25 protein-coding genes are annotated in these 21,851 nt (G+C 64.3%); 13 read left to right on the top strand and 12 right to left on the bottom strand.

The window, feature by feature from the left end:
- The first annotated feature begins 4 nt into the window (after nt 1-4).
- The gene (locus tag PQR08_RS05810; protein WP_250485212.1) at nt 5-925 is read left to right on the top strand and encodes a dihydrodipicolinate synthase family protein; all 921 of its coding nucleotides are present in this window, start codon (nt 5-7) and stop codon (nt 923-925) included.
- Nucleotide 926: 1 nt separating this feature from the next.
- Here the strand turns inward: PQR08_RS05810 and PQR08_RS05805 are convergent, their stop codons facing one another.
- The 6 genes from PQR08_RS05805 to PQR08_RS05780 all read right to left on the bottom strand — a co-directional run bounded on the left by PQR08_RS05805 (nt 927) and on the right by PQR08_RS05780 (nt 7,138).
- Entirely contained in the window at nt 927-1,901 is a 975-nt protein-coding gene (locus PQR08_RS05805; RefSeq protein WP_250485211.1) for a bifunctional helix-turn-helix transcriptional regulator/GNAT family N-acetyltransferase, read from the bottom strand.
- A gap of 98 nt (nt 1,902-1,999) precedes the next feature.
- Nucleotides 2,000-3,004: a lysylphosphatidylglycerol synthase domain-containing protein gene (locus PQR08_RS05800; protein WP_250485210.1), complete on the bottom strand. Its 1,005-nt coding sequence runs from the start codon at nt 3,002-3,004 to the stop codon at nt 2,000-2,002.
- Entirely contained in the window at nt 3,001-3,834 is an 834-nt protein-coding gene (hpnK, locus tag PQR08_RS05795; RefSeq protein WP_250485208.1) for a hopanoid biosynthesis-associated protein HpnK, read from the bottom strand. Before hpnK ends, PQR08_RS05800 begins: the two co-directional genes overlap by 4 nt.
- A 4-nt stretch (nt 3,835-3,838) precedes the next feature.
- Complete coding sequence (hpnJ, locus tag PQR08_RS05790; protein WP_250485204.1) at nt 3,839-5,263, bottom strand: hopanoid biosynthesis associated radical SAM protein HpnJ; 1,425 nt, start codon at nt 5,261-5,263, stop codon at nt 3,839-3,841.
- Between the two features lie 22 nt (nt 5,264-5,285).
- Entirely contained in the window at nt 5,286-6,488 is a 1,203-nt protein-coding gene (hpnI, locus tag PQR08_RS05785; protein ID WP_250485267.1) for a bacteriohopanetetrol glucosamine biosynthesis glycosyltransferase HpnI, read from the bottom strand.
- Between the two features lie 257 nt (nt 6,489-6,745).
- Nucleotides 6,746-7,138, bottom strand: a complete 393-nt coding sequence (locus PQR08_RS05780; RefSeq protein ID WP_250485198.1) for a hypothetical protein — start codon at nt 7,136-7,138, stop codon at nt 6,746-6,748.
- A gap of 199 nt (nt 7,139-7,337) precedes the next feature.
- Here PQR08_RS05780 and PQR08_RS05775 point away from each other — a divergent pair, with 199 nt between their 5' ends.
- The 5 genes from PQR08_RS05775 to PQR08_RS05755 all read left to right on the top strand — a co-directional run bounded on the left by PQR08_RS05775 (nt 7,338) and on the right by PQR08_RS05755 (nt 11,721).
- Nucleotides 7,338-8,000: a response regulator gene (locus PQR08_RS05775; RefSeq protein WP_035502804.1), complete on the top strand. Its 663-nt coding sequence runs from the start codon at nt 7,338-7,340 to the stop codon at nt 7,998-8,000.
- Complete coding sequence (locus PQR08_RS05770; RefSeq protein WP_250485196.1) at nt 7,997-9,376, top strand: ATP-binding protein; 1,380 nt, start codon at nt 7,997-7,999, stop codon at nt 9,374-9,376. The genes PQR08_RS05775 and PQR08_RS05770 overlap by 4 nt, the downstream gene beginning before the upstream one ends.
- A gap of 80 nt (nt 9,377-9,456) precedes the next feature.
- Nucleotides 9,457-9,678 (top strand): hypothetical protein, encoded by a 222-nt coding sequence (locus PQR08_RS05765; protein WP_250485194.1) that lies wholly within the window; start codon nt 9,457-9,459, stop codon nt 9,676-9,678.
- A gap of 63 nt (nt 9,679-9,741) precedes the next feature.
- On the top strand, nt 9,742-10,788 hold the full coding sequence (locus PQR08_RS05760) for a Gfo/Idh/MocA family protein (RefSeq protein ID WP_250485192.1): 1,047 nt from the start codon (nt 9,742-9,744) through the stop codon (nt 10,786-10,788).
- A 48-nt stretch (nt 10,789-10,836) separates the two neighbouring features.
- A complete protein-coding gene (locus PQR08_RS05755) occupies nt 10,837-11,721 on the top strand; it encodes a bifunctional helix-turn-helix transcriptional regulator/GNAT family N-acetyltransferase (protein ID WP_250485191.1) in 885 nt (294 codons plus the stop codon).
- Nucleotides 11,722-11,731: 10 nt separating this feature from the next.
- On the opposite strand, the gene PQR08_RS05750 is transcribed toward PQR08_RS05755, so the two are convergent.
- Nucleotides 11,732-12,646, bottom strand: a complete 915-nt coding sequence (locus tag PQR08_RS05750) for a LysR family transcriptional regulator (RefSeq protein WP_250485190.1) — start codon at nt 12,644-12,646, stop codon at nt 11,732-11,734.
- A gap of 130 nt (nt 12,647-12,776) precedes the next feature.
- Entirely contained in the window at nt 12,777-14,186 is a 1,410-nt protein-coding gene (locus PQR08_RS05745; RefSeq protein ID WP_250485189.1) for an MFS transporter, read from the bottom strand.
- A gap of 268 nt (nt 14,187-14,454) precedes the next feature.
- Here PQR08_RS05745 and PQR08_RS05740 point away from each other — a divergent pair, with 268 nt between their 5' ends.
- A complete protein-coding gene (locus PQR08_RS05740) occupies nt 14,455-15,222 on the top strand; it encodes an IclR family transcriptional regulator domain-containing protein (protein ID WP_238293585.1) in 768 nt (255 codons plus the stop codon).
- A 246-nt stretch (nt 15,223-15,468) separates the two neighbouring features.
- Nucleotides 15,469-16,005 (top strand): Spy/CpxP family protein refolding chaperone, encoded by a 537-nt coding sequence (locus tag PQR08_RS05735; protein WP_238293589.1) that lies wholly within the window; start codon nt 15,469-15,471, stop codon nt 16,003-16,005.
- 11 nt (nt 16,006-16,016) lie between these two features.
- Here PQR08_RS05735 and PQR08_RS05730 read toward each other — a convergent pair whose 3' ends face one another.
- The 3 genes from PQR08_RS05730 to PQR08_RS05720 form a co-directional block, all read right to left on the bottom strand.
- Nucleotides 16,017-16,706, bottom strand: coding sequence for a hypothetical protein (locus PQR08_RS05730; protein WP_238293637.1), 690 nt, complete (start codon nt 16,704-16,706; stop codon nt 16,017-16,019).
- On the bottom strand, nt 16,706-17,188 hold the full coding sequence (locus PQR08_RS05725; RefSeq protein ID WP_035502886.1) for a glycoside hydrolase family 108 protein: 483 nt from the start codon (nt 17,186-17,188) through the stop codon (nt 16,706-16,708). The genes PQR08_RS05730 and PQR08_RS05725 overlap by 1 nt, the downstream gene beginning before the upstream one ends.
- Nucleotides 17,189-17,341: 153 nt before the next feature.
- Nucleotides 17,342-17,479, bottom strand: coding sequence for a hypothetical protein (locus PQR08_RS05720; RefSeq protein ID WP_250485188.1), 138 nt, complete (start codon nt 17,477-17,479; stop codon nt 17,342-17,344).
- 131 nt (nt 17,480-17,610) lie between these two features.
- Here PQR08_RS05720 and PQR08_RS05715 point away from each other — a divergent pair, with 131 nt between their 5' ends.
- From PQR08_RS05715 to PQR08_RS05705, 3 genes are read left to right on the top strand one after another with little or no spacing between them, the layout of a single operon-like run.
- On the top strand, nt 17,611-17,997 hold the full coding sequence (locus PQR08_RS05715; RefSeq protein ID WP_035502822.1) for a hypothetical protein: 387 nt from the start codon (nt 17,611-17,613) through the stop codon (nt 17,995-17,997).
- Between the two features lie 31 nt (nt 17,998-18,028).
- The gene (locus PQR08_RS05710) at nt 18,029-18,556 is read left to right on the top strand and encodes a universal stress protein (RefSeq protein WP_250485187.1); all 528 of its coding nucleotides are present in this window, start codon (nt 18,029-18,031) and stop codon (nt 18,554-18,556) included.
- Nucleotides 18,557-18,576: 20 nt separating this feature from the next.
- Entirely contained in the window at nt 18,577-20,193 is a 1,617-nt protein-coding gene (locus PQR08_RS05705) for an alkaline phosphatase D family protein (protein WP_238293593.1), read from the top strand.
- A gap of 15 nt (nt 20,194-20,208) precedes the next feature.
- Here the strand turns inward: PQR08_RS05705 and wrbA are convergent, their stop codons facing one another.
- Nucleotides 20,209-20,811, bottom strand: coding sequence for an NAD(P)H:quinone oxidoreductase (gene wrbA, locus PQR08_RS05700; RefSeq protein ID WP_238293595.1), 603 nt, complete (start codon nt 20,809-20,811; stop codon nt 20,209-20,211).
- Between the two features lie 183 nt (nt 20,812-20,994).
- On the opposite strand from wrbA, the gene PQR08_RS05695 reads away from it, so the two are divergent.
- Nucleotides 20,995-21,633: a LysE family translocator gene (locus PQR08_RS05695; RefSeq protein ID WP_187605430.1), complete on the top strand. Its 639-nt coding sequence runs from the start codon at nt 20,995-20,997 to the stop codon at nt 21,631-21,633.
- A 3-nt stretch (nt 21,634-21,636) separates the two neighbouring features.
- The gene (locus PQR08_RS05690) at nt 21,637-21,816 is read left to right on the top strand and encodes a hypothetical protein (protein WP_250485186.1); all 180 of its coding nucleotides are present in this window, start codon (nt 21,637-21,639) and stop codon (nt 21,814-21,816) included.
- Nucleotides 21,817-21,851: the final 35 nt, after the last annotated feature.

Below are 21,851 nucleotides of genomic sequence, written 5' to 3'. Positions count from 1 at the left end.
GTCGATGTCCGATCATCAAACGCCGCCATCCGGCATGTGGCCGGTGCTCTACGCCTACTTCGACACGCTGAACCGGCTCGACAGCGACGCCACGCGCAGACAGATCGATGCGACCATCGCGGCGGGCGCGCCCGCCATCGTCACGCTCGGTCTTGCAACTGAAGTGAATCGCCTGTCCGATGCCGAAAAGCGCACGATGATCGACGACTGCGCCGCGCATATCGCGGGCCGCGTGCCGCTCGCGGTCACGATCACCGGCGACAGCATCGAGTCGCAAGTCGCGCTCGCTGACTACGCGCTCGAACGCGGCGCGTCGTGGCTCATCCTTCAGCCGCCATCGATGCGCGGCGAGCCCGAAGCCTTCTACTACGATTTCTTCGCGTCGGTGCTCGAACGGACCGGCGCGAACGCGGGCATTCAGAACGCGCCGGAATATCTCGGCGTCGGTCTGTCCGCGGAATCGATCGCCGCGCTCGCTGCCGAGCAGCCCAACTTTCGCTTGCTCAAAGGCGAAGGCCCGGCCGTGACGATCCGCGCGACCATCGAACGTCTGCGCGCGCTCGAACAGACGCTCGCGGTGTTCAACGGACGCGGCGGTCAGGAACTCATCGACAATCTGCGCGCGGGTTGTGACGGCCTCATCGTCGCGCCGGATGCGTACGATCGTCAGGTCGCGATTCATCAGGCGTTCGCCGACGGGCGCGAGCACGACGCCGAATCGCTGTATGCGGAAACGCTGCCGGAAATCGTCTTCGTGATGCAGTCCCTGGAAACGCTCACCTGTTACGGCAAACGCATCGCGGCATGGCGCATGGGCTTCGATGTCCTGCACGATCGCGGCGCGCGTCCGAGCCCGTTCGGCATCGAATGTGCGCGGCGTTTCGCGCAACGGCTCGGGCCGACGTCGCGCGCCTTGCGTCGATGAATCATCGAACCGGGCGGCGCGTGAAGCGCTGCTCGGTCACCGAGGTGCCCCATTGCGTGCCTTCGGCTTCATCGGTCAATATGAAACCGAAGGATTCGTACAAGTGGCGCGCGGCATCGAGACTCTTGAAGGTCCAGAGGTACGTCTCGTCGTAATGCGCATCGACGAATTCCATCGCGCGCGCCATCAATTGCCTTCCCATGCCGCTGCCACGCAATGCATCGTCGATGATGAACCAGCGCAGATGCGCGACGCGCGTCGCGGCGTCGCCGTCGATCGCAATCGAGCCGAGCGTGCGCTCGCCGTCCATGACGAGCCACAACGCCTTGTCTGACGCGGGCAGGCTCTCGGCGAACGCGGCCAGTTCGGTGGCGACCCTGCGCTCGAAGAACACGCCGAAGCCCGCATGATGCGCGTAGAAGCGCGCGTGCAGGCTCGCCACGTCGCCGATGCAGCCCGGCCGATATCCCTCGACGATGCGCGCGCTGTGCGTATGCGCGGCGTGCTGCGTCTTGTGGTCGTGACCGTGCGCGAGCGCATCGGCGTAGAGCGCGAGCGAGCGCACGAGCGTCTGCTGATCTTCGGGCACCATGCGGCGCAGCGCGTCGGAAACCTGATCGGTGGCGAACTTGTCGATCTTTCTGCGCAGCTTCTGACCTGACGTAGTGAGATAAAGCTCGGACGAGCGCGCATCCTCGCTCGATGTCTGCCGCGTGATGAGTCCCGCCGCTTCGAGCCGCGCGATCTGCCGGCTCGCGTTGGACTTGTCCAGCCGCAAAGTCTGCGCGATGTCGCGCGCCTGAATGCCGGGCGTCGCGCCGATCTCGATGATCGCGTGCACCGCCGACGGCGCGAGGCCGCTATCCGCGAGCGTGTTGCGCATGAAGCCCAGTTCGCGCACGAGCTTGCGCGAGAACTCACGTAGTTCGAGGATGGTTTTGTCGCGCGATTGAACGGGTGTGTCGATGAAATCCATGACGTCTCCATCGGTTGCGAAGCGCAACCACATCCGTTCAATTTAGTTGCGTATTGCAACTTTCGCAAGAAAAATCGTGCTCCCGAAAGTTCTCACCTTCAACCGCGATCGCGTGCGAATGTCTCCGCGCGCTCGCGCTCCGGTTCCGCGGCGCGCAGCAGCACGAGCGCGATGCCGCCCCACACGAACTCGCGCACGCGTCGCAGCAGCGCGAAGGACAGCGCGGCCTGTCGATCGACGCCGAACGCCGACGCGATCGCGACGATCGTCGCTTCCTGCACGCCGAGTCCCGCGGGCGCGATGAATACCGCGTTGCGCACGGCCTGCGTGAGCGTTTCGATCGCGATCGCGCCAGCGATGGAAACCGGATGGCCGAGCATGTCGAACGCCGCAAAGACTTCGATCGCGCCGAGCACGTATCCCGCGAACTGCCACGCGAACGCGCGCGCGAGCAGCGGCGTGCGATGCAACAACGCGCGGATGTCATGGTCGAGCCGTTTGCCGTCGAGCTTCGCGGCAAGCGCGTGAGCGGGATCGAGCCAGCGCCGAGCCATCGCTTCGAGACGATGAAATGGCGCGCCCTTGTGCGCGACGACGAACGCCGCCACGCAGATCGGCAGCGATGCGACCAGGCCCGCCCCGATCACGTTGCCGATGCCGCCGCCCGAGTCGTTCGCATGAAAGCGCAGCAGGAAGAGGCCGAGCATCGCGAGCGCATATTGCACCGCGATCGTCACGAGCATCTCGACGATCACGGATGCGCTCACGCGACTCACATCCGGCAGATAGCGCGTGCCGAGCCGGATGCCCGCGAGCTCGCCGCCGATGCCGAGCACCGGCAGCAGGCGTCCGACAGCTTCGCGCACGACTGCGATCCACCAGAGCGCGAGCAGATCGATACGCTTGTCGAGCAGAAGCTGCCACGCGCGCGCATCGAGCAGCAACGGCAATGCGTGCAGCGGCACGAGCCACAGGAGCACCGGCCCCGTATGCGCGATGAGCGTGAACGCATCCGCGATGCCTTCATGCAACGCGAGCGCAATCAGCAATGCGATGGCCGCCGGCCAGCGCAGCCACGCGATGCGTTTGAGCCATGTCGTCACGTAGTTGGCTCCGGCATGCGGGCGTGCCCGAACACATCCGCGAAGCCGCCGTGCATCGCGCCTGTCGATTCGATGGCGCGCGCGACGCGCGGCGAGCACAAGGCGGCCAGTTCATCCGCATGACGATAGTCGTGCATCGATGGCGTCAAGGGCGCGCCTTCCGTCGCGGGATGACTATAGATTTCGAGCACGCCTTCGCGCGGCTTCGCGAGCGCCGCGAGCAAAGCGGCTTCGTCCATGCGACCCGACGCGGCGATTCCCGCGACCCAGTCGTTATGAGCGATGCCCGCATCGTCGAGCCGCTTTTTCATCGGCGCGACCCACGGCCTGAGAAAGAGCGAGCCGTGCATCTCGCGCGGCAGGCGCATCGCGCGCATGCCGAACTGCGGCCCGATTTCGAGGATCAGCGCGAGGATCGTCGGATGCAGATGAAAATGCTTGTGCACGTTGACGTGATCGAGTTCGAGGCCGGTCGCGGCGAATGCCTTGAACTGCGCGTAGATCTCGATGGCGAGCTGCCGCCGCACGCGTTGCAAAAAGAAGAAACGCACGCCGTTCTCGAACATCGAGCCTTCGAACGCGCCGCGGGCATCGACGAGATCCGGGATCGACCAACGCGGCAGCGTCGCGGCGCCATCGGTCAATACGAGGTGCAGGCCGACACGTAGCGTCGGCAGATCACGCGCGATCTTCACGGCGTGGTGCGCGGCGTTCGCGCCGACCATCAGGCTCGCGCACGTGAGCACGCCTTCGCGATGCGCGCGCGCGACCGCATGGTTCACGCGTTCGTGCAGCCCGAAGTCGTCGGCGGTGACGATGATTCCACGCACGGCATCATGCCTCGTGTGCGCGCAGGAAGCGGAAGAACTCGACGCCTTCGCGCAGGCGCCGCGTCATCATTTCCCAGCTCGTGAGCATTTCGCGCACGATCTCCCAGATCTTCGACGGACGGAAATAGAAGCGTTTGTAGAAGCGTTCGAGATCATGATAGATCTCTTCGCGCGACAGATGCGGATAACCGATAGCGGCCAGTTGCACGCCTTCCTTGCTCACGAGATTGATGACCTTGTTCTCCGCGAGCCAGCCGTTCTCCACCGCCTGGTTATAGAGCGTCGTGCCGGGATAGGGCGCCGCGAGCGAAACCTGGATCGTATGCGGGTTGATCTCCTTCGCGTATCGAATGGTCTTTTCGATCGTCTCTTTCGTTTCGCCCGGCAAGCCGAGGATGAACGTGCCATGCACCTTGATGCCGAGCTTGCGGCAATCGTCCGCGAAGCGCCGCGCGATATCCGTGCGCAGGCCCTTCTTGATGTTCAGGAGGATTTGATCGTCGCCGGATTCATAGCCCACGAGCAGAAGCCGCAAGCCGTTCTCCTTCATGATCTTGAGCGTCGCATAAGGCACGTTCGCCTTCGCGTTGCATGACCATGTGACGCCGAGCTTGCCGAGCCCGCGCGCGATCTCTTCGACGCGCGGCTTGAAGTCGGTGAAGGTGTCGTCGTCGAACATGATCTCTTTCACTTCGGGCATGTTGTCGCGAATCCACTTCACTTCCGCGAGCACGTTCTCGACCGAGCGCACGCGATAGCGATGTCCGCCGACCGTCTGCGGCCAAAGGCAGAACGTGCAGCGTGAACGGCAGCCGCGTCCGGTGTAGATCGACACATACGGATGCTTCAGATAGCCGATGAAATAGTTGTCGATCTTGAGATCGCGCTTGTAGACCGGCGCGACGAACGGCAGCTCGTCCATGTTTTCGAGGATCGGGCGCGCTTCGTTGTGTTCGATCGAGCCATCGGGCAGGCGATAGCTGAGTCCCTTGATATCGGCGAACGCGCGGCCCTCGGCAATCTCCCGGCAGGTGAAATCGAATTCCTCGCGGCACACGAAGTCGATCGCCTCGCTCGCGGCGAGCGAGTTGTGCGCATCGACGGCCACCTTCGCGCCCACCATGCCGATCACGACGCGCGGCGCGCGCGCCTTCAGTTTCTCGGCGAACAAAGCATCCGTGGGAAACGAAGGCGTGCTCGTATGGATGATCACGAGTTCGTGCTGCGCGGCGATATCGAGCGTCGCTTCGACCGACACGCCGTCGGCGGGCGCATCGAGCACGCGTGAACCGGGCACGAGCGCGGCAGGCTGCGCGAGCCACGTCGGATACCAGAACGAACGGATTTCGCGCTTCGCCTGATAGCGCGAGCCGGCGCCGCCGTCGAAGCCGTCGAAAGAGGGCGCCTGAAGGAAAAGCGTGTGCTTCATGGTGCGAGGTCCGGTGAATATGTTATTGACTGTCGGAGGCGTTGGCGTCGTAGCGCTCGCGTGCGTCGTCGAGCGGAATGCGCACGCCGCGCCACATGACGCTCGATCCGAACGATGCGGCGAGCCATTGCAGCCACATCAGCAGGTCGCGCAACGGAATGAACGGGAGATCGCGCCAGAACGCGCGCCATGAGCGTGCGGCGCGCCAGTGCAGCAGAAGCCGCGCGGAAAGACCGAGCGACGTGCTCAGATCGACGATGGTGTCCGCGATGCTTTGCGCGGTCTCGGTGCCGTGCTCGAAGCCGAGCCCGAGGATTGCGCTCGTCAGAAGCCAGGGCGTGGTGAACGTGACGCACAGGCACGCGAAGCCGAGCGGATTGACCGAGCGGATCGTGCGCAGCCAGCGCGTTTCGCGGCGCCAGAGCGAGGCCAGATCGTGTTCGATCACGTCGGTGGTGACAACCACGTCGGACAGCACCGTGCGCAAGCCGAGCGCGCGCACGTGCTCCGCGAGCCAGTAATCGTCCGCGAGACAGTCGCGCACGGCTTCGAAGCCGCCGCTTTTCGCGAGCGTGTCGCGCCTGAGCGCGAGCGTCGCGCCGAAGCCGAAGCGATTCTGACCGAGCACATTGGCCACGTGCACCGAAGGCGCGAACCATTCGTCGATGAACAGCGCGCCGATGCGCGACCAGAAGCCGCCCACGCGCCGCGCGCGATACAGGCAGGTGACGACGCCCACGTTCGCGTCGGCGAGCGGCCCGGTCACGCGCACGAGATAGTCCGGCTCGACGGCGATGTCGCTGTCCGCGATCACGATGAGATCGTGCTTCGCGCGCGCGGCGAGATTGATGAGATTGCCCACCTTGCGATTGCTGCCGTGCGCGGTGCCGTCGATCACGAGTTCGATGTCGAGCTTCGGAAAAGCGCGCGCGAGCCGCTCGACGACGCCCGCCGCCGGATCGGACGCGCTCGCCACGCCGAACAGCAGTTGATATGACGGATGCGTCTGCGTGCAGAAGGTTTCGAGGTTGGAGTACAGGCGCGGCTCGGTGCCGCACAGCGGTTTCAGCACGCTGACGGAGCCGGGCGTGTCGTCGCCGCGCCGCGCGCCGGCCGCGCCGCGCAAACCGGGAAACACGAGCGCGGCGAATGTCGCGTGGCACGTCGCGGCGCAGCACAGCGCGATGACGAGCCATACGAACAACGGAACCGAATGCGCCGTCATGATCGTCGCGTCCGGATGCAGCACATGAACCACGGCATGAGGATCTCCACAGTTGCCTTGCACATCGCAAGGATTCGAATGCGTGTCGAGAACCCGAAGCCTGCCTTCGCGAACCTTAAGAGATGCTTAGATAAGCGAACGAATGCACATTGAAATACGCGTGAAAGCGGCTTGTATCGCCGCGCTAAGAAACGGCCGTGGGCAAAAAAAAAACCCGGCGGAGAGGCCGGGTGAAGGGGATCGGGCGAGATCCGAGGTCACGCCCGACCGCGTGGCACTCTGCAGGACGCCGCCGCGCGCGGACAGGCTCGCGCGGCGGCGTTTAGCCGGGAGCTGGCGGGATGAAGTTCCGCATGGAGCTGCACCAGCCAGTCGCCCGGAGAGGTTCCGTCGATCACGAGCCTGTCGGCGGCCCATGCGATGCGACGTGCCGTGCGGGCGGCATCGAATGCGAGCTTCGCGATGTGCCGCACGACGAGCACGATGCCTACCGCGCTCGCGAGCGTCGCGAGGCGCACCGCGGTGTTTTCGAGCGCATGCACGTGACCCGTGCAGCCGCAGACCGTGAGCCACGCTGCATCCGACGCGGCGATGCACAACGCGATCAGCACCGTGTTCGCACGCAGGGAAACAAGAGTGGACGATCGCATCGGCATCTCCGGGCCGCGCGCCCGCGAATCGGCGCGCTCGACGGTATAGTGCGGGGACGAAGCTTATGCAATGCTTAAGCAGGACGCGCGCAATGCCGATAACGGGGCCACCATGTGCGGCAGCGCGCAAAGCTTAAGTGGCGCTTAAGCATGCAGGCCGGAGAATCGGTGAGCCCCTGTTCGAGCCTGGAGAAAGCGCATGCGCCTGTTATTGGTGGAGGACGACGAGATGATCGCGGAGACCGTGCTCGCCGCGTTGCGCCGCGCGAGTTACACCGTGGACTGGGCGCAGGACGGCCGGGCCGCGGAGCTTTCGCTCGGCAATGGCGTATATGACCTCGTGCTGCTCGATTTGAATCTGCCCAAGCGCGACGGTCTCGACGTGCTCGGTACTTATCGCAAGAACGGCGGCAATGCGCCCGTGATGATCCTGACCGCGCGCGATGCCGTCGATGACCGCATCCGCGGCCTCGATGCCGGTGCGGACGACTACCTGATGAAGCCCTTCGACCTCGACGAGCTCGCGGCACGCGTGCGCGCGCTCCTGCGACGCCGCACGGGTCACAAGCATCCGGTGTATTCGCACGGCGAGCTGTCCCTCGATCCCGCCGCGCACGAAGCGAGCAAGGGCGGCGTCGCGCTCAATCTCGTGCCGCGCGAGTTCGCGCTGCTACAGGCGCTGATCGAAGAACCGTCGCGCGTGTTTCGCCGCTCGGAGCTGGAAGAGAAGCTGTACGGCTGGGGCGAGGAAGTGGGCAGCAACGCGATCGAAGTCCACGTGCACAGCTTGCGGCGCAAGATCGGCGCGGAGGAAATCGTGACGGTGCGCGGCGTGGGTTATCGCCTGAAGAGGATCGGATGACATCCATTCGCCGATGGCTGCTCGGATGGCTCATTTGCGGCCTCGGCGTCGCGTGTCTGATCGCGGGCGTCGGCATATTCAGCACGGCGCGGCTGGAAGCGGGCGAGCTCTTCGATTACGAGCTGCGCACCGTCGCGCTTTCGCTGCCGCACAACATCAACGCCGACGACGTCGCGCAAGGGCGCGATCACGAACTGCACGGCATTTCGGACGACAGGCTCGTCATCGACATATGGGACCGCTCGGGCCGGCTCATTTATCACTCGCCGCGCGAGCCGGCGCTGCCGCGCTTTGGCGTCGGCTTCGAATCCGCCGAGCGCGAAGGCTTTCGCTGGCGCGCGTTCGGCGTCGCGCAGCCGGATCGCTTCGTGCAGGTGGCCCAGCCTTACTACATCCGCGACGACCTCGCCATCTCGCTCGCGCTGCGCACGATCTGGCCGCTCGCGTTGCTCATACCGGTGATCGTCGTGATCGTGCTGTTCGTCGTCGCGCGCGGGCTCTCGCCGGTGCGCTGGCTGTCGCAATCGCTCGCCGCGCGCTCGCCGGAGTCGCTCGAACCCATTGCATTCGACAAGCCGATGCCCGTCGAACTGCATTCCCTCGTCAATGCATTGAATGACTTGCTCGCGCGACTGGGCGACGCGTCGCAGGCGCAACGAACGTTCGTCGCGGACGCGGCGCACGAGTTGCGCACGCCGCTCACGGCGCTCAAGCTGCAAATCCAGGGCGCAATCGGCGACGGTTCGCTTCAGGTCGATGCCGCGACGCTCGCGAAAATCGATGGCCGCCTGAACCGGCTGATCCACCTCGCGCAGCAACTGCTCAGCATGGCGCGGGAAGATGCCGCGCGCGAGGCGGCCATCGCGCCGATGAGCCTGCGCACGCTGTGCGAGCTACGCGTGAGCGATTTCTCCTTGCTGGCCGAAGCCCGCTCGATTGATCTCGGCCTCGAACTCGAACAGGCGCGCGACGAACACGACGCGTTCACCGTGATGGGCGATGTGCAGGCGCTTTCCGTGCTCGTGAACAACCTGCTCGACAATGCGATCCGCCATACGCCGCACGGCGGCCGCGTCGACGTGACCTTGCGGCGAGAAGCGGAAGGCATCGCGCTGACCGTGCTCGACTCCGGCCCGGGCATTCCTGAGAGCGAGATCGGCCGCGTATGCGATCGTTTCTATCGCTGCGTCGGCGCATCGGGGCATGGCAGCGGCCTCGGGCTCGCGATCGCGCTGCGCGTCGCGCAACGGCATCACGCGACGCTCGAAATCACGAATCGTGACGATGCGAGCGGGCTGATCGTTCGGGTGCGCGGCTTGCGCGCGGTTGCATCGACGGCGCACGCGAAGGATATCGTCAGCGGAATGCATGCGTGAATGAAAGCGCAAGAAGCGGGGCGTCGCATGTCTCGTGCGCGACGAAGCTTGTCGTTTCCTCCCTTCATGCCGGGCCTATCATGAAGAAGTTTGTCCTCTTGTGCGCATGTCTCGCGTGGACCGACGCCGCGCTTGCAGCCGATGCAGCCGCGCCCGCTGCCGCCCCGGCTGCGGCATCCGAGCCCAAGACCCTGAAAGAGCGCCTGGGCGACAAGGCGAGCGACGAGCAACGCGTCGACAATTGCCATGTGCCCGCCGACCGGCGCGGCACGAAGGTTCGCCCCGACCGGTGCGCGCCCTGACGCATGGGCGAATGTGTTACCTTTCGAGGATGAACCATTTGGTACAAACTCAAGGAGCCCGCCTTGTCTTCCACTCAAGATTCATCCGTCCTGCGCCTCGGCATTCTCGGCGCCGCGAACATCGCCAGGCAATTCGCGCGTGATGTCAGGCCGAGCGAGCGCGTGCGCGTCGTCGCCGTCGCGAGCCGCAGCGACGATAACGCGAAAGCCTACGCGGAAGCGAACGGCATCGAAACATGGTTCGGCAGCTATGACGCGCTGCTTGCGAGTCCGGATATCGATGCCGTCTATATTCCGCTGCCCAACAGCCTGCATGCCGAATGGGCGATCAAGGCCGCCGATCACGGCAAGCACATCCTGTGCGAAAAGCCGCTCGCGCTCGATCGCGACGAAGCCGTGCGCATGTTCGAGGCCGCCGATCGCAACGGCGTGATGCTGCTCGAATCGTTCCCGTATTACTTCCAGCCGCAGACCGCAGCGATGATGGCGCTGATCGGCGAAGGCGCGATCGGCGAGGTGCGCGCGATTCAGGCGAGCTTCGGCTTCACGGTGGGCAATCCCGGCGCGAATATCCGCATGAAGCCCGAGCTCGGCGGCGGCGCGCTGCTCGACGCGGGCAGCTATCCGCTGAGCCTCATCCGGCTCGTGATGGGTAGCGCCCCGCAGCGCGTCGATGCGGTCGCGACGTGGGCGGACAGCAAGGTCGACATCAGCCTCATGGCGACGCTCGTCTATGCCGATGGCCGTCGCGCGCAGGTCTCGTGCTCGATGGATGCGGCGAATCATCGATACGCGACGATCATCGGCTCGAAGGGCACGATCGACACCGAGTATCTCAATCACACGAGCGCGCAGACGGCCGGCGATCAATACGGCTATCTGCCGAGCCAGATGCGCGTGCGGCGCGGCATTCCGAATTCGGTGCCGTTCGAGCCGGTCGCGTCCGATGTGGGCAGCGGTTTCCTCTTCGCGGCGGAAAGCTTCGCGCGCATGATCGAGACGCGCGACGCCGCCGCGATCGAGTACTACGCGCAGGTGAGCCTCGACAATGCCGCGACGCTTGCGGCGATCATCGAAAGCGCGCGCAGTGAAAAGCCTGTCACGCTGTGAAGTGAATTCGGATTGACGTCGGTTGATTCTCTGACTAGAGTCAGAGACATGAACCCGACCGACATCAGCCAGATTCGAAGCTTCAACCGCACCGTTGCCGAGGGCATCGGTGCGCTCAACGATCATTTTCTCGGGCGCGGCCGTCCGATGGGCGAGTCGCGGCTCGTCTGGGAGATCGGGGCTCAGGGTGTCGATCTTCGCGTGCTGCGCGAGCGCCTCGGCCTCGACTCGGGCTATCTGAGCCGCACGCTCGCCGCGCTGGAGCGGCAGGGTCTCGTCGCAATCGAGTCTCGTCCCGAAGACCGCAGGGTGCGCCGCGCCAGCTTGACCAAAGCGGGCCGCGCCGAACGCGAGGAACTCGAACGGCTCTCCGATGCCGTCGCGGGCGGCATGCTGGCGCCGTTAAACGAGGCGCAGCGCCAGCGGCTGATCGCAGCGATGGCCGAAGTCGAGCGCTTGCTGCTGCCGTCGCTGATACGTTTCGAGGTCGAAGATCCGACGAGCGTCGATGCGCAATGGTGCATCGATCAATACTTCGCCGAGTTGAATGCGCGCTTCTATGCGGGCTTCGATCCGTCACTCAGCCTGTCAGCCGATGCGCGTGAACTGACCGCGCCGCAGGGCGCGCTGATCGTGGCGAGGCTTCGCGGCGCGGCGGTAGGCTGTGTCGCGCTCAAGTTTCACGGCGCGGCTCCGGCCGAGTTGAAACGCATGTGGGTGAGCGAGGCCGCTCGCGGACTGGGCCTAGGACGCCGATTGCTCGAAGAAGCCGAAAGGCACGCACGGCAGAGCGGCGCGAAGGTCCTGCGCCTCGAAACGAACAAGGCGCTCGCGGAGGCGGTCGGACTGTATCGGCGATCGGGTTATGTCGAGGTCGCCGCGTTCAGCGACGAGCCTTATGCGGATCACTGGTTCGAGAAAGCATTGCGTTGAAGCGTCTTCTTCAACTCGCGTCCGTCAGCGCGATGACGAGATCGAGAAACGCGCGCGTCTTCGCAGGCGGATGATGCCGCGACGGATAAAACGCATAGAGCGGAAAGCGCTCGTCGGGCCAGTCGGGGAAAAGATCGACGAGCTTGCCATCGGTAAGCAGGTGTTCGTGGCCGAGCAGCAGAATCTGCGCGATGCCATAGCCCGAGAGAATCGTGCTGAGCATCGTGCCGGGATCGTTGAGCGTAAGCCGGCCGCGCGTCTGCACGGTCAGACGCTTCTTCTTGCGATGAAACTCCCACGCGAACGGCCGCGCCGTCTCGGGATCGCGAAACTCGATGCAGGTGTGCGTGTCGTCGGCGAGCGCCTGCGGCGTCGCGGGCTTGCCGTGCCGCTTGATGTACGAGGGCGCGGCGACGGTGCGCACCGGCGTATCGAGCAGCTTGCGCGCGATAAGGCTCGAATCGCGCGGCTCGCCGAAGCGCACGGCGAGATCGAAGCCGTCCGCGATGATATCGCCGAGACGATCGCTCGTGATGAGCTCCAGTTGCAGGTCGGGATGCGCGTTCAGGAACGCATCGAGCTTCGGGCCGAGCAATAGCCGCGAGAAGATCGGATCGACATTCACGCGCAAGCGGCCGCGCACGGCCGTCGCGCCCTCCGATGCAGTGGCCGCGGCTTCCTCCAGTCCCGCGAGATGCGGCATGACGTGCTCGAAGAAACGCCGGCCATCGTCGGTGAGAGCAACGCTGCGCGTGGTGCGATCGAACAGACGGATCTTCAGGCGCGCTTCGAGACGCGCGATCGCACGGCTCACGCCGGGCTGCGACATGCCGAGCCGATCGCCGGCTGCGGCGAAGGTGCCCGCATCGACGATCGCGGCGAACACGCTGATGCCGTTGAGGATGCGTTCATTGAAGGCGGACATTCATGCCTCTGTGTCATCGATGAGAGGGCATTCATGTTATCGCGATGCGGGGTGAAGATGCGAATGCCGGCCGCGCGCAAAAAAAAACGGGCCCCGAAGGGCCCGGCAAATCACTCCAACACGGTCACCTTTACGCGTGGCGCGCCTTCGCCACCTTGTCCACGGAAATCGAATCGGCACGCAGACGCTCGTATTCCTGCTCGCTCATCGGCACAGCGTCCTTCTTGCCCAGATCGTTCAGGCGGATGCGATACGTTTCACGCGCCGAGTAAGCCGCGATCGCCGCGATGATCGTCACGCCGAAGGCAATCGCGCCGACCGTCACCGGGATGTTGTTCGATCCCGGGGGCGCAACCGCTGCGAACAGGGCGGGCAGGAGCGCGGTGATCGTCGTGCCGATGTTCTGCGCAATCGCCATCGCCGAAACACGCGAGCGGGTCGGGAACAGTTCCGGATAGAAGCTCGGGAAGATCGCGTTGTAGCCTTGATACACGACGCCCCACATCAGAAGCGACATCAGGAACGCGAGCGGGACGCTGTGGATGCTGATCGCATAGAGATACGCGAACGCCAGCACACCGGAGATCAGCGAGCCGCCGATCATCATCGGGCGACGGCCGATCTTGTCCGACAGGTTGCCGACGAACGGAATCACCAGCACCGCGACGATGTTGCCGACCACCGGGATCCACAGATACACGCTCTTGTGAAAGCCGATGCCATACGAAGACTGCACCGCATACGCCGCACCGAAGATCGTCGCGACGACGGGAATCACGTTCATCAGCGCCATGCAGACGACGCGGATCATATCGGGCGTGCTGTTGGCGAACGCTTCCTTGATCGGCGACTTCGGCAGATCGCCGTGCGACTCTTCGGACGTGAACGCCGGCGTTTCATGCACTTCCTTCCGGATGATGTAGCCCGCGACCAGCACGAACGCCGACAGCAGGAACGGAATGCGCCAGCCCCAGGAGTTGAACATGTCTTCCGGCATGAACGTGGCGAGCGGCAGGAACACGGCGGCGGCGAGAATCTGGCCAGCCTGCACGCCCTGCAACGTGAAGCTCGCGTAGTAGCCGCGGCGTCCGAACGGCGCATGCTCCAGAATCATCGAGCTCGCGCCGGAGATTTCACCCGCCACCGCGAAGCCCTGAACCAGACGCAGCACGACGAGCAACGCCGGAGCCAGCATGCCGACGCTGTGATACGTCGGCAGGAGACCGACGGCCATCGTCGAGAAACCCATCAGGAACATGCAGATGAGCAGCACGTTCTTCCGGCCGTGCGTGTCGCCCAGATGGCCGAGCACGAATGCGCCGATCGGACGGGCAACGTAACCCACGCCGTACGTCGCGAGCGACGCGATGATCGCCACCTTCGGATTGCCCGACGGGAAGAACAATTGCGGGAAAATGAGTGCTGCTGCCTGGGCGTAAATGAAGAAGTCGTAATACTCCAGCGCCGAGCCGATCCAGCCGCTCGCGGTGGCCTTCTTCGCCTGGCGTCCGCTGTGCGCGTCTTCCTTGGGGCTAGCCATAGAGATGTCTCCGAACAATGGGTTTATGGAGTTGAGCCTGAAACCTGGTCGAGCGGCAGGGCGTTTGAAACACCCGAATTTCGCGTCGCTCTGAAAGTGATTGGAGAATAAGAGCGCAACCCCTTTGGATCAACGCTTTATGATAAATTTTGCGCGATTATCGTACGCGTGTGTCCGATAATCGATCACTTTGGGGGTTAGCACTAGCAAAAGGCTTTGCTTGAGCGCCGAAACACTTGGCGATCCATAACTAAACAAGCATGTCAGCATGACTAAACCGGAACTCGACAAACGCGACTGGATCGCCGGTCTGGAGAAGGGCCTTGCGATCCTCGAAGCCTTCGACGATCAGCACGCGCGCATGACGCCCACGCAGGCCGCGATGCGCACCGGCCTCACGCGCACGGCGGCGCGCCGCTATCTGCTGACCCTCGCGCATCTCGGCTACGTGCAGACCGACGGCAAGCTCTTCAACCTGACGCCGCGCGTGCTGCGCATGGGCTGGTCGTATTTCGAGTCGGCGCGGCTGCCGCGCATCGTGCAGCCTTATCTGCAGCAGTTGAGCGCGTTGATTCACGAATCGGTGTACGTGAGTGTGCTCGATGACTGGGACCTCGTGATCATCGCGCGCAATGGTTCGACGCGCGTGATGACGACGGGCTTCGTGCTCGGCGCGCGCGTGCCGGCCGCGCTGATGTCGGGCGGCATCGCGATGCTCGCGTACATGAACGAGACAGCGGTGCGCGGCTGGCTCGACGCGACCGAGTTCAAGCCTTTCACGCCGCTCACGATCACCAACAAGGAAAGGCTCTACGACAAGATCCGGCAGGCGCGGATCGATGGCTATGTCGCGATCGAGCAGCAATTGCAGATGGGTGTGCGCGGCATCGCGGTGCCGATGAAGAACCGGCATGGTGAAGTGGTGGCGGCGTTGTCGGCGAACATGCCGATCGGAAAGGAAACGGGCGAGGCCGCGCTCGCTCGCGTGTTGCAGCCGTTGCAGGAGACGGCGTTGTCGATGTTGAACGTGATCTAGATGGAGCGGGTTGAGGGTTGAGGTGAGGGTTTTCGGGACCGTGTGGTCCGGACGCTGCCGAAGCCCGTGTTCAAAGGCTTTGCGGCGGGTGTCAACGGCTCAGAGGTGAGGATTTTCGGGAGCGCCGCACGGCGGACGAACGCCCTCACTTTCACCTAATTCCCCCTCCCTACACTCCTTTCCATGGTTGCGGCGACACACCCGCTCAACCACATCCGCACATCGACAAAAGGAAAGGGGAAGGACATGACCCAGCTCAACGCATCGGCGAACGCGCGCAAGGCACGAAGCACCGGCTTGCTTCTCAAGCTCTCGGCGTTATCCGTCGTCACCGCGCTTTCGCTCGGGCTCGGCTCCGCGCCGGTCTACGCTCAGGCACTGCCGATGGATAACGCCGCGCCCGCCCGCGTGCAGCCGTTCGACGTGCGCACGCTCCACGATCGACTGAACCTCAGCGCCGATCAGGAAGTGCAGTGGCAGGCCGCGCTCGACGCGATGCGCGAGAGCCATTCGTCGGAGCGCATGAACGCGGACCAGATGCAGGCGCGCATCCAGACGATGCTCAAGCAGCCGATACTCGATCTCCCCGCGCTGCACGCGCTGGACCAGAAGATCCGGCAGCAGGACGCGCCCTTGTCCGAGCAATCGGCGAAAGCTTGGCTCAAGTTCTACGGCAGCCTGAACGATCAGCAGAAGACCACCTTCAGCGATGCGATCCGGCCGCAGTTCGAGAACATCGCGCATCATCCGGCGCGCCCCTACGATCCGCGCACCGGACTCTGACGCGAACAAGCTCAGGACGCGCCCGTGAAGATCGGACCTTGTCCGCCCGGCACGAACGTGCGCGGTGCATGGTCGATGCTCGCGCCGGACTGATCGCGCCCGGCCGACGACGGCGCGGGATCGCGCAACGTGACGGCGGTCTCCGATGTGATCGGCACGCTTGGTTGCGCGAGCAGTTCGGTCTTGCGCATCGAGCCCGCCGACGTCCCGAAGTAATACCCGATGATGCTGATCCATGCGGTCCCGAGCGCGCCGACCACGACGTTCACGAGATCGCGGTTCGGCTCGGGCAACGCGCGCAGCGCCATCAACAGCAGAATGCCGAAGAAGCCGGCCGTGACGCACATCGCGAGAACCTTCGGCACCCAGTCCTTGTTCGCGATACCCATTGCGCGCGCATCGGCGCGATCGCCCGCCGCGATGCGCGCCATGTCCGCTTCGAACGACAGGCGCGCCTGCGCCGCCGCCACCACGAGTTGCTGCAGCTGCAACGAGTTTGCGTTCTCCGCCTGACTGATCTTGTCGAGCGCGGCGGGATCGTTGAGCGCGGTCTCGACGACATCCGGATCACTCGGCGTACCGAGCGCATGCGAGATGATCGCGGCCGCCGTGCTCACGCCGAGCCCGACCGGCCCGCCGATGAGACCCGCCAGAAGAGGCGCCTTCGCGCCGATGGTTGCCGCCACTTTCGTCCAGTCCATCATGCTGCTCCCAGGAGAAGATTCGTCGCCATGCGATCGGTCCAGCCGCGGCTGAACGTCGGCCAGGCATGCAGGCCCTTCAGATAACGCAATCGATATGCGATGAAACGCAGGACGAAGCGCATCGGATCGGCGGCTTTCACGGCATCGACGGTATCGGGGCCGAACTTGCCGTCTTCCTTCGCGCCCGATGCCTTCTGCATCCACAGCACGACGAGACCGCCGTTGTAGTTCGCATCGAAGATCTGGAACGCGACGCGCGGATCGAATTCGTCGAGATGCAGTGGATCCCAGTACTTCTGCTTCGCGATGCGCTTCGCGAGTTCGAGCGGCAGATCCTTCATCGCGCCGGCATAACCGTAGCCACGCGCGACGCGCGCCGTCACGCCCCACATCGTTTCGCCGCCCGGGTCCGCCGGATGAAACGAGTAACCGCCTTCGCTGCCGATCAGCGCTTCGAAGGCGTCATCGAAATTGTTCATGGTTGTCTCCTTGGCGCCTGCGCGTGCCGCCGGTAACTCGCGATACGAAAGCCGCGGCGCCGGAAGAAACGGGCCGGCGCACGAGGCGGCCGGCCCGGTCGCGTCAAACAGTGGCAGGCAGTCATGACGCGACGGCAATGCCTTATGCATCGGCTATGCCAGGCGCTGGGCGAAACGCGCCAGAGCCTTGTCCGGCAAGGCTTTGGCAGCGTTCGGAAGCTGGCGAAGAAAAGTGAACTGTCGTGCGCTGACCAACGCTTTTAAATGCGATTGTTCGATCTGCGCAGACATCGAACTGCACACCGCTCGCTCATTCGACGCTCATTGTCCACGCCTACGATGCGAAGCATCCAGGCGGCGCGGTCCCGATCGAAACCATCGCACTGCCTTTCGTTGACGACGTTTCATCGAGGAGAAATGCCATGCGCCACTACCCATCGGACAGTCCCCGCGCGGCCGCGCGCATCGTCGTGATGTCGCTCATCGCGGACGGGCATATCGGCAGTGCGGAAATCGAAGAGCTCGAAAAGCGCGGCTTCTATGCGCGGCTCGGGCTTCACGCAGGCGAGTTGCACGAGGTGGTGCGCGAGGTCTGCGAAGACCTCACGCGATGCTCCTATCTCACGTGGGACGACGCGTGTCGGGTCGATTCAGGCATCGTGCAGCAGCTCGCGGAAGAAGTGCGCGACGAGCGCATGAGACGCGACGTGCTCACGCTCTGCGAATCGGCGGTGGTCGCGGACGGCATGATGACCTGCACCGAAGCCGCCGTGATCGATGCCGTGAAGCGCACGTGGCGCATGCATTGAAGCGCGCGAATCATCGAACGGAGACGACATCATGCAAAAGCACATTCTCGTCGCAGTGGGCCCGGGATACAGCCACGCCGCGCTCGCGCTCGGCATCGCGCGGGCCCGCGAATGCAACGCACGCCTCACCGCCCTTCATGTGGTGGACCGTACGCCGTTCTGGGCGATATCGTCCGCGCAGTACGACTGCGGCGCGGCGCTCGCGCATGTCGATGAACTCGCGCGCGGAATCGAGAAGCGCACGCTCCAGGCGATACGCGCGTCGAGCATCAACGGCGTGTGCGTGACGATGGACCTGCCCGCGCGCACGACGCTCGGGCGCGTGATCGCGCAGGCGGCGCGCGAGTTCGATGCCGACCTCATCGTGATCGGCCGCACGAAAGCGACGAACTGGCGCTTCTGGGAAGAGCGCGTGTCAGACGCGGTGAGCCGTTACAGCAATCGCCGCGTGCTGATCGCATCCAATCATGCGGGGCATGTAGCGGCCGTTGAAACAAAAGCGACACCGTTAGGATTTACCATCGTCGATTCGACGCAGCGCGTCACTACTCCATCGTAAAGTCCAATAGGAAGCTCGCCATGCCGGATCGCATCGTCAAGCCGTCCCGACGCACCTTGTTGAAGGGTCTCGTTTCCGGCACGGGACTCGCGCTTACGGGCGCGGGTCTCGCCGATGCCCTCGCGCAAGGCGTCGCGCCCGCCGTCGTCACCGCGGACAGGTTGCGTCCGCAACTGCCCGGCGGCGTGATGAGCGGCGATGTCACGGCGACGAGCGGCATCGTCTGGAGCCGCACGGACCGGCCGGCGCGCATGATCGTCGAGTATTCGACGAGCGAGCGCTTCGATACCTTCCAGCGTCGCATCGGGCCGGCTGCGCTCGACAGCAGCGGCTTCACGGCGCGCGTCGATCTGACCGGCCTGCCGCCTGCCGCCGACGTGTTCTATCGCGTGCGCTTTCAGGATCTCGTCGATGGCAAGGCATATAGCGAGCCGGTGACGGGACGCCTGCGCACGGCATCGCTCGATGCGAACAAGCCGGTCACGTTCGTCTTCTCCGGCGATGAAGCGGGGCAGGGCTGGGGCATCAACGAGCGCTTCGGCGGCTATCGCATCTATGAGGCGATGCGCCGCGAAGCGCCGGACTTCTTCATCCATCAGGGCGACCAGATTTACGCTGACAGCGTGATCGAATCGGAAGTGAAGCTGCCCGACGGTTCCATGTGGACCAACATCGTCACCGAAGGCAAGTCGCATGTCGCGCAGACGCTCGACGATTACCGCGCGGCCTTCGCCTACAACCAGCTCGACAGGAACAAGCGCCGCTTCGCCGCGGAAGTGCCGTTCCTCGTGCAATGGGACGATCACGAAGTGCGCAACAACTGGTATCCGGGCCAGAGAATCGGCGACGCGGAGAAGCGTTATCAGGTGCGCTCGATCAATCTGCTCGAAGCGCGCGCGAAGCAGGCGATGTTCGAATACAACCCGTATCGCATCAATCAGCTCGATCCGGAGCAGGTGTATCGCGGCTTTCAGTTCGGTCCGCTGCTCGACGTGTTCATGCTCGACGAGCGGTCGTATCGCGGCGCGAACTCGCCGAACAGACAGACCCGTCTCGATGCGGATTCGGCGTTTCTCGGCTCGCAGCAGACGGCGTGGCTGAAGGCGTCGTTGAAGGCGTCGCGCGCGACATGGAAGGTGATCGCGAGCGACATGCCGATCTCGCTCGTCGTCCCCGATGCGAACCCCGACGTGCCGAAGGGCACGTTCGAGGCGTGGGCCAACGCCGAAAACGGCGCGCCGCTCGGCCGCGAACTGGAGCTCGCGGAGATCCTGCGCTTCATCAAGCAGGAGGACATCAGGAACGTCGTGTGGATCACGGCCGATGTGCACTACGCACAGGCGACGCATTACGATCCGTCGCGCGCGAAGTTCACCGAGTTCAAGCCGTTCTGGGAATTCGTAGGCGGCCCGATCAACGCGGGCACCTTCGGACCCAACGATCTCGACACGACGTTCGGTCCGGAACTGCGCTACGTGAGCGTGCCGAAGGACAATCCGCAGAACCGCTCGCCCGCGTCGCTGCAACAGTTTTACGGCCGCGCGAAGATCGATCCCGTCAGCCGCGCGATGACGGTCTCGCTGCACGACCTGGACGGCAAGTCGCTCTACGAAGTGAAGCTCGACGTCGAAGCGTGAGCGTAGCTTCGATTTCTATCCGGCGAGCTTCGTCGCCAGTTCGGCGACATGCTTGCCCTGATAGCGCGCGATATCGAGTTCGTTCTGCGTAGGCTGGCGGCTGCCGTCGGCGGATGCCATCGTCGTCGCGCCATAGGGCGTGCCGCCTGAAATCTCGCTCATGTTCGTGAGCCCGGCGCAGGCATACGGCACGCCGACGATCACCATGCCGTGATGCAGCAGCGTGTTATGAAACGACGTGATCGTGGTTTCCTGTCCGCCATGCTGCGAAGCGGTCGATGAAAACACGCTGCCGATCTTGCCGACGAGCGCGCCTTTCACCCACAGCCCGCCGGTCTGGTCGAGAAAGGTGCGCATCTGGCCCGCCATGTTGCCGAAGCGCGTCGGCGTGCCGAAGATGATCGCGTCGTAATCCGCGAGTTCGTCGACGGTGGCGACGCTCGCCTGCTGATCGAGCTTCACGCCGATCTTCGCGGCCTGGTCGGCGGGAATCGTTTCGGGCACGCGTTTGACCGTGACTTCCGCGCCCGCGACGCCGCTTGCACCTTCGGCTATCGCCTGCGCCATCGTTTCGACGTGGCCGTACATCGAATAGTAGAGAACCAGTACCTTCGCCATGATGTGTCCTTGTGTGAGGGTGCATCGGATGGAGACGTGCGGCGCCTTGCGCGCCTTCAAAGATAGCACCGCCGCGCCGGTTCGCAAGGAACTGGCCTGCCCGCGCGAATGCCAGCCGTTCATGGACGAGGGCGCGTTTCTCCGGTCAGAATGTCGATAAATCGAATCGGAGACGCCAACGCCATGAACGGCCACGCCTTGCTCAGCGCCAATCTGCTCCTTGCCTACTCGGCTTATTTCGTCGGCACCGCGAGTCCCGGGCCGAGCAATCTCGCGATCATGTCGATTGCCAGCACGTCGGGCCGGCGCGCGGCATTCGCATTCGCGGCGGGCGTGATGTCCGGCTCGTTCTTCTGGGCGATGCTCGCGGCGCTCGGCCTGTCCGCCGCGCTGACCGCGTACTCGGGCTTTCTCATCGGCGTGAAAATCTGCGGCGGCTTATATCTGCTGTGGCTCGCGTTCAAATCGGGTCGCGCGGCGCTGAAGCCTCCGGTGCGGACTTCATCGGCGGATGCGCAGGGGCAAAGCGTGCGCAGGCTCTACGCACGCGGCGCGCTCTTGCATCTCACCAACCCGAAGGCGATTCTCGTGTGGATGTCGGTGGCGGCGCTCGGCTCGTCGGCGGGGGAAGGGCCGGGACATATGCTCGTGGTCGTCGCGGGCTGTCTGTGCATCGGGGCGTGCGTGTTCGGCGGCTATGCCGCGCTCTTCTCGATGGCCTCCGCAAGGCGCATCTACACGCGCATCCAGCGCGGCCTCGATGCGTGCCTTGCGCTCGTGTTCGGCGCGGCGGGCATTCGCCTGCTGACTTCGCGCGTGTGATGCATGAACCGGCTTGCGCGGGCATCGGCGCATTCGGGTGATTCGGCGTTTGCGTTTTTGATGCGACTGCCGGCGGCGGTGCTCATCGAGCAGGAAAAGCGCGGCTCGCCGTTCTGGGTCGTGACGACCGTGCACGCGTTCTACAACCTCATCGCGCTGTTCGCACTTTCGCAGCTCGTGTAGCGGATTTGCCGCATCTCGTGCGGTTCGGCTTTGCA

The organism is Caballeronia jiangsuensis (assembly GCF_046030135.1).
Lineage (GTDB): Bacteria > Pseudomonadota > Gammaproteobacteria > Burkholderiales > Burkholderiaceae > Caballeronia > Caballeronia jiangsuensis.
The sequence above is the reverse complement of the archived record's forward strand: the minus strand, read 5'-3'. Positions and strand labels throughout refer to the sequence as shown.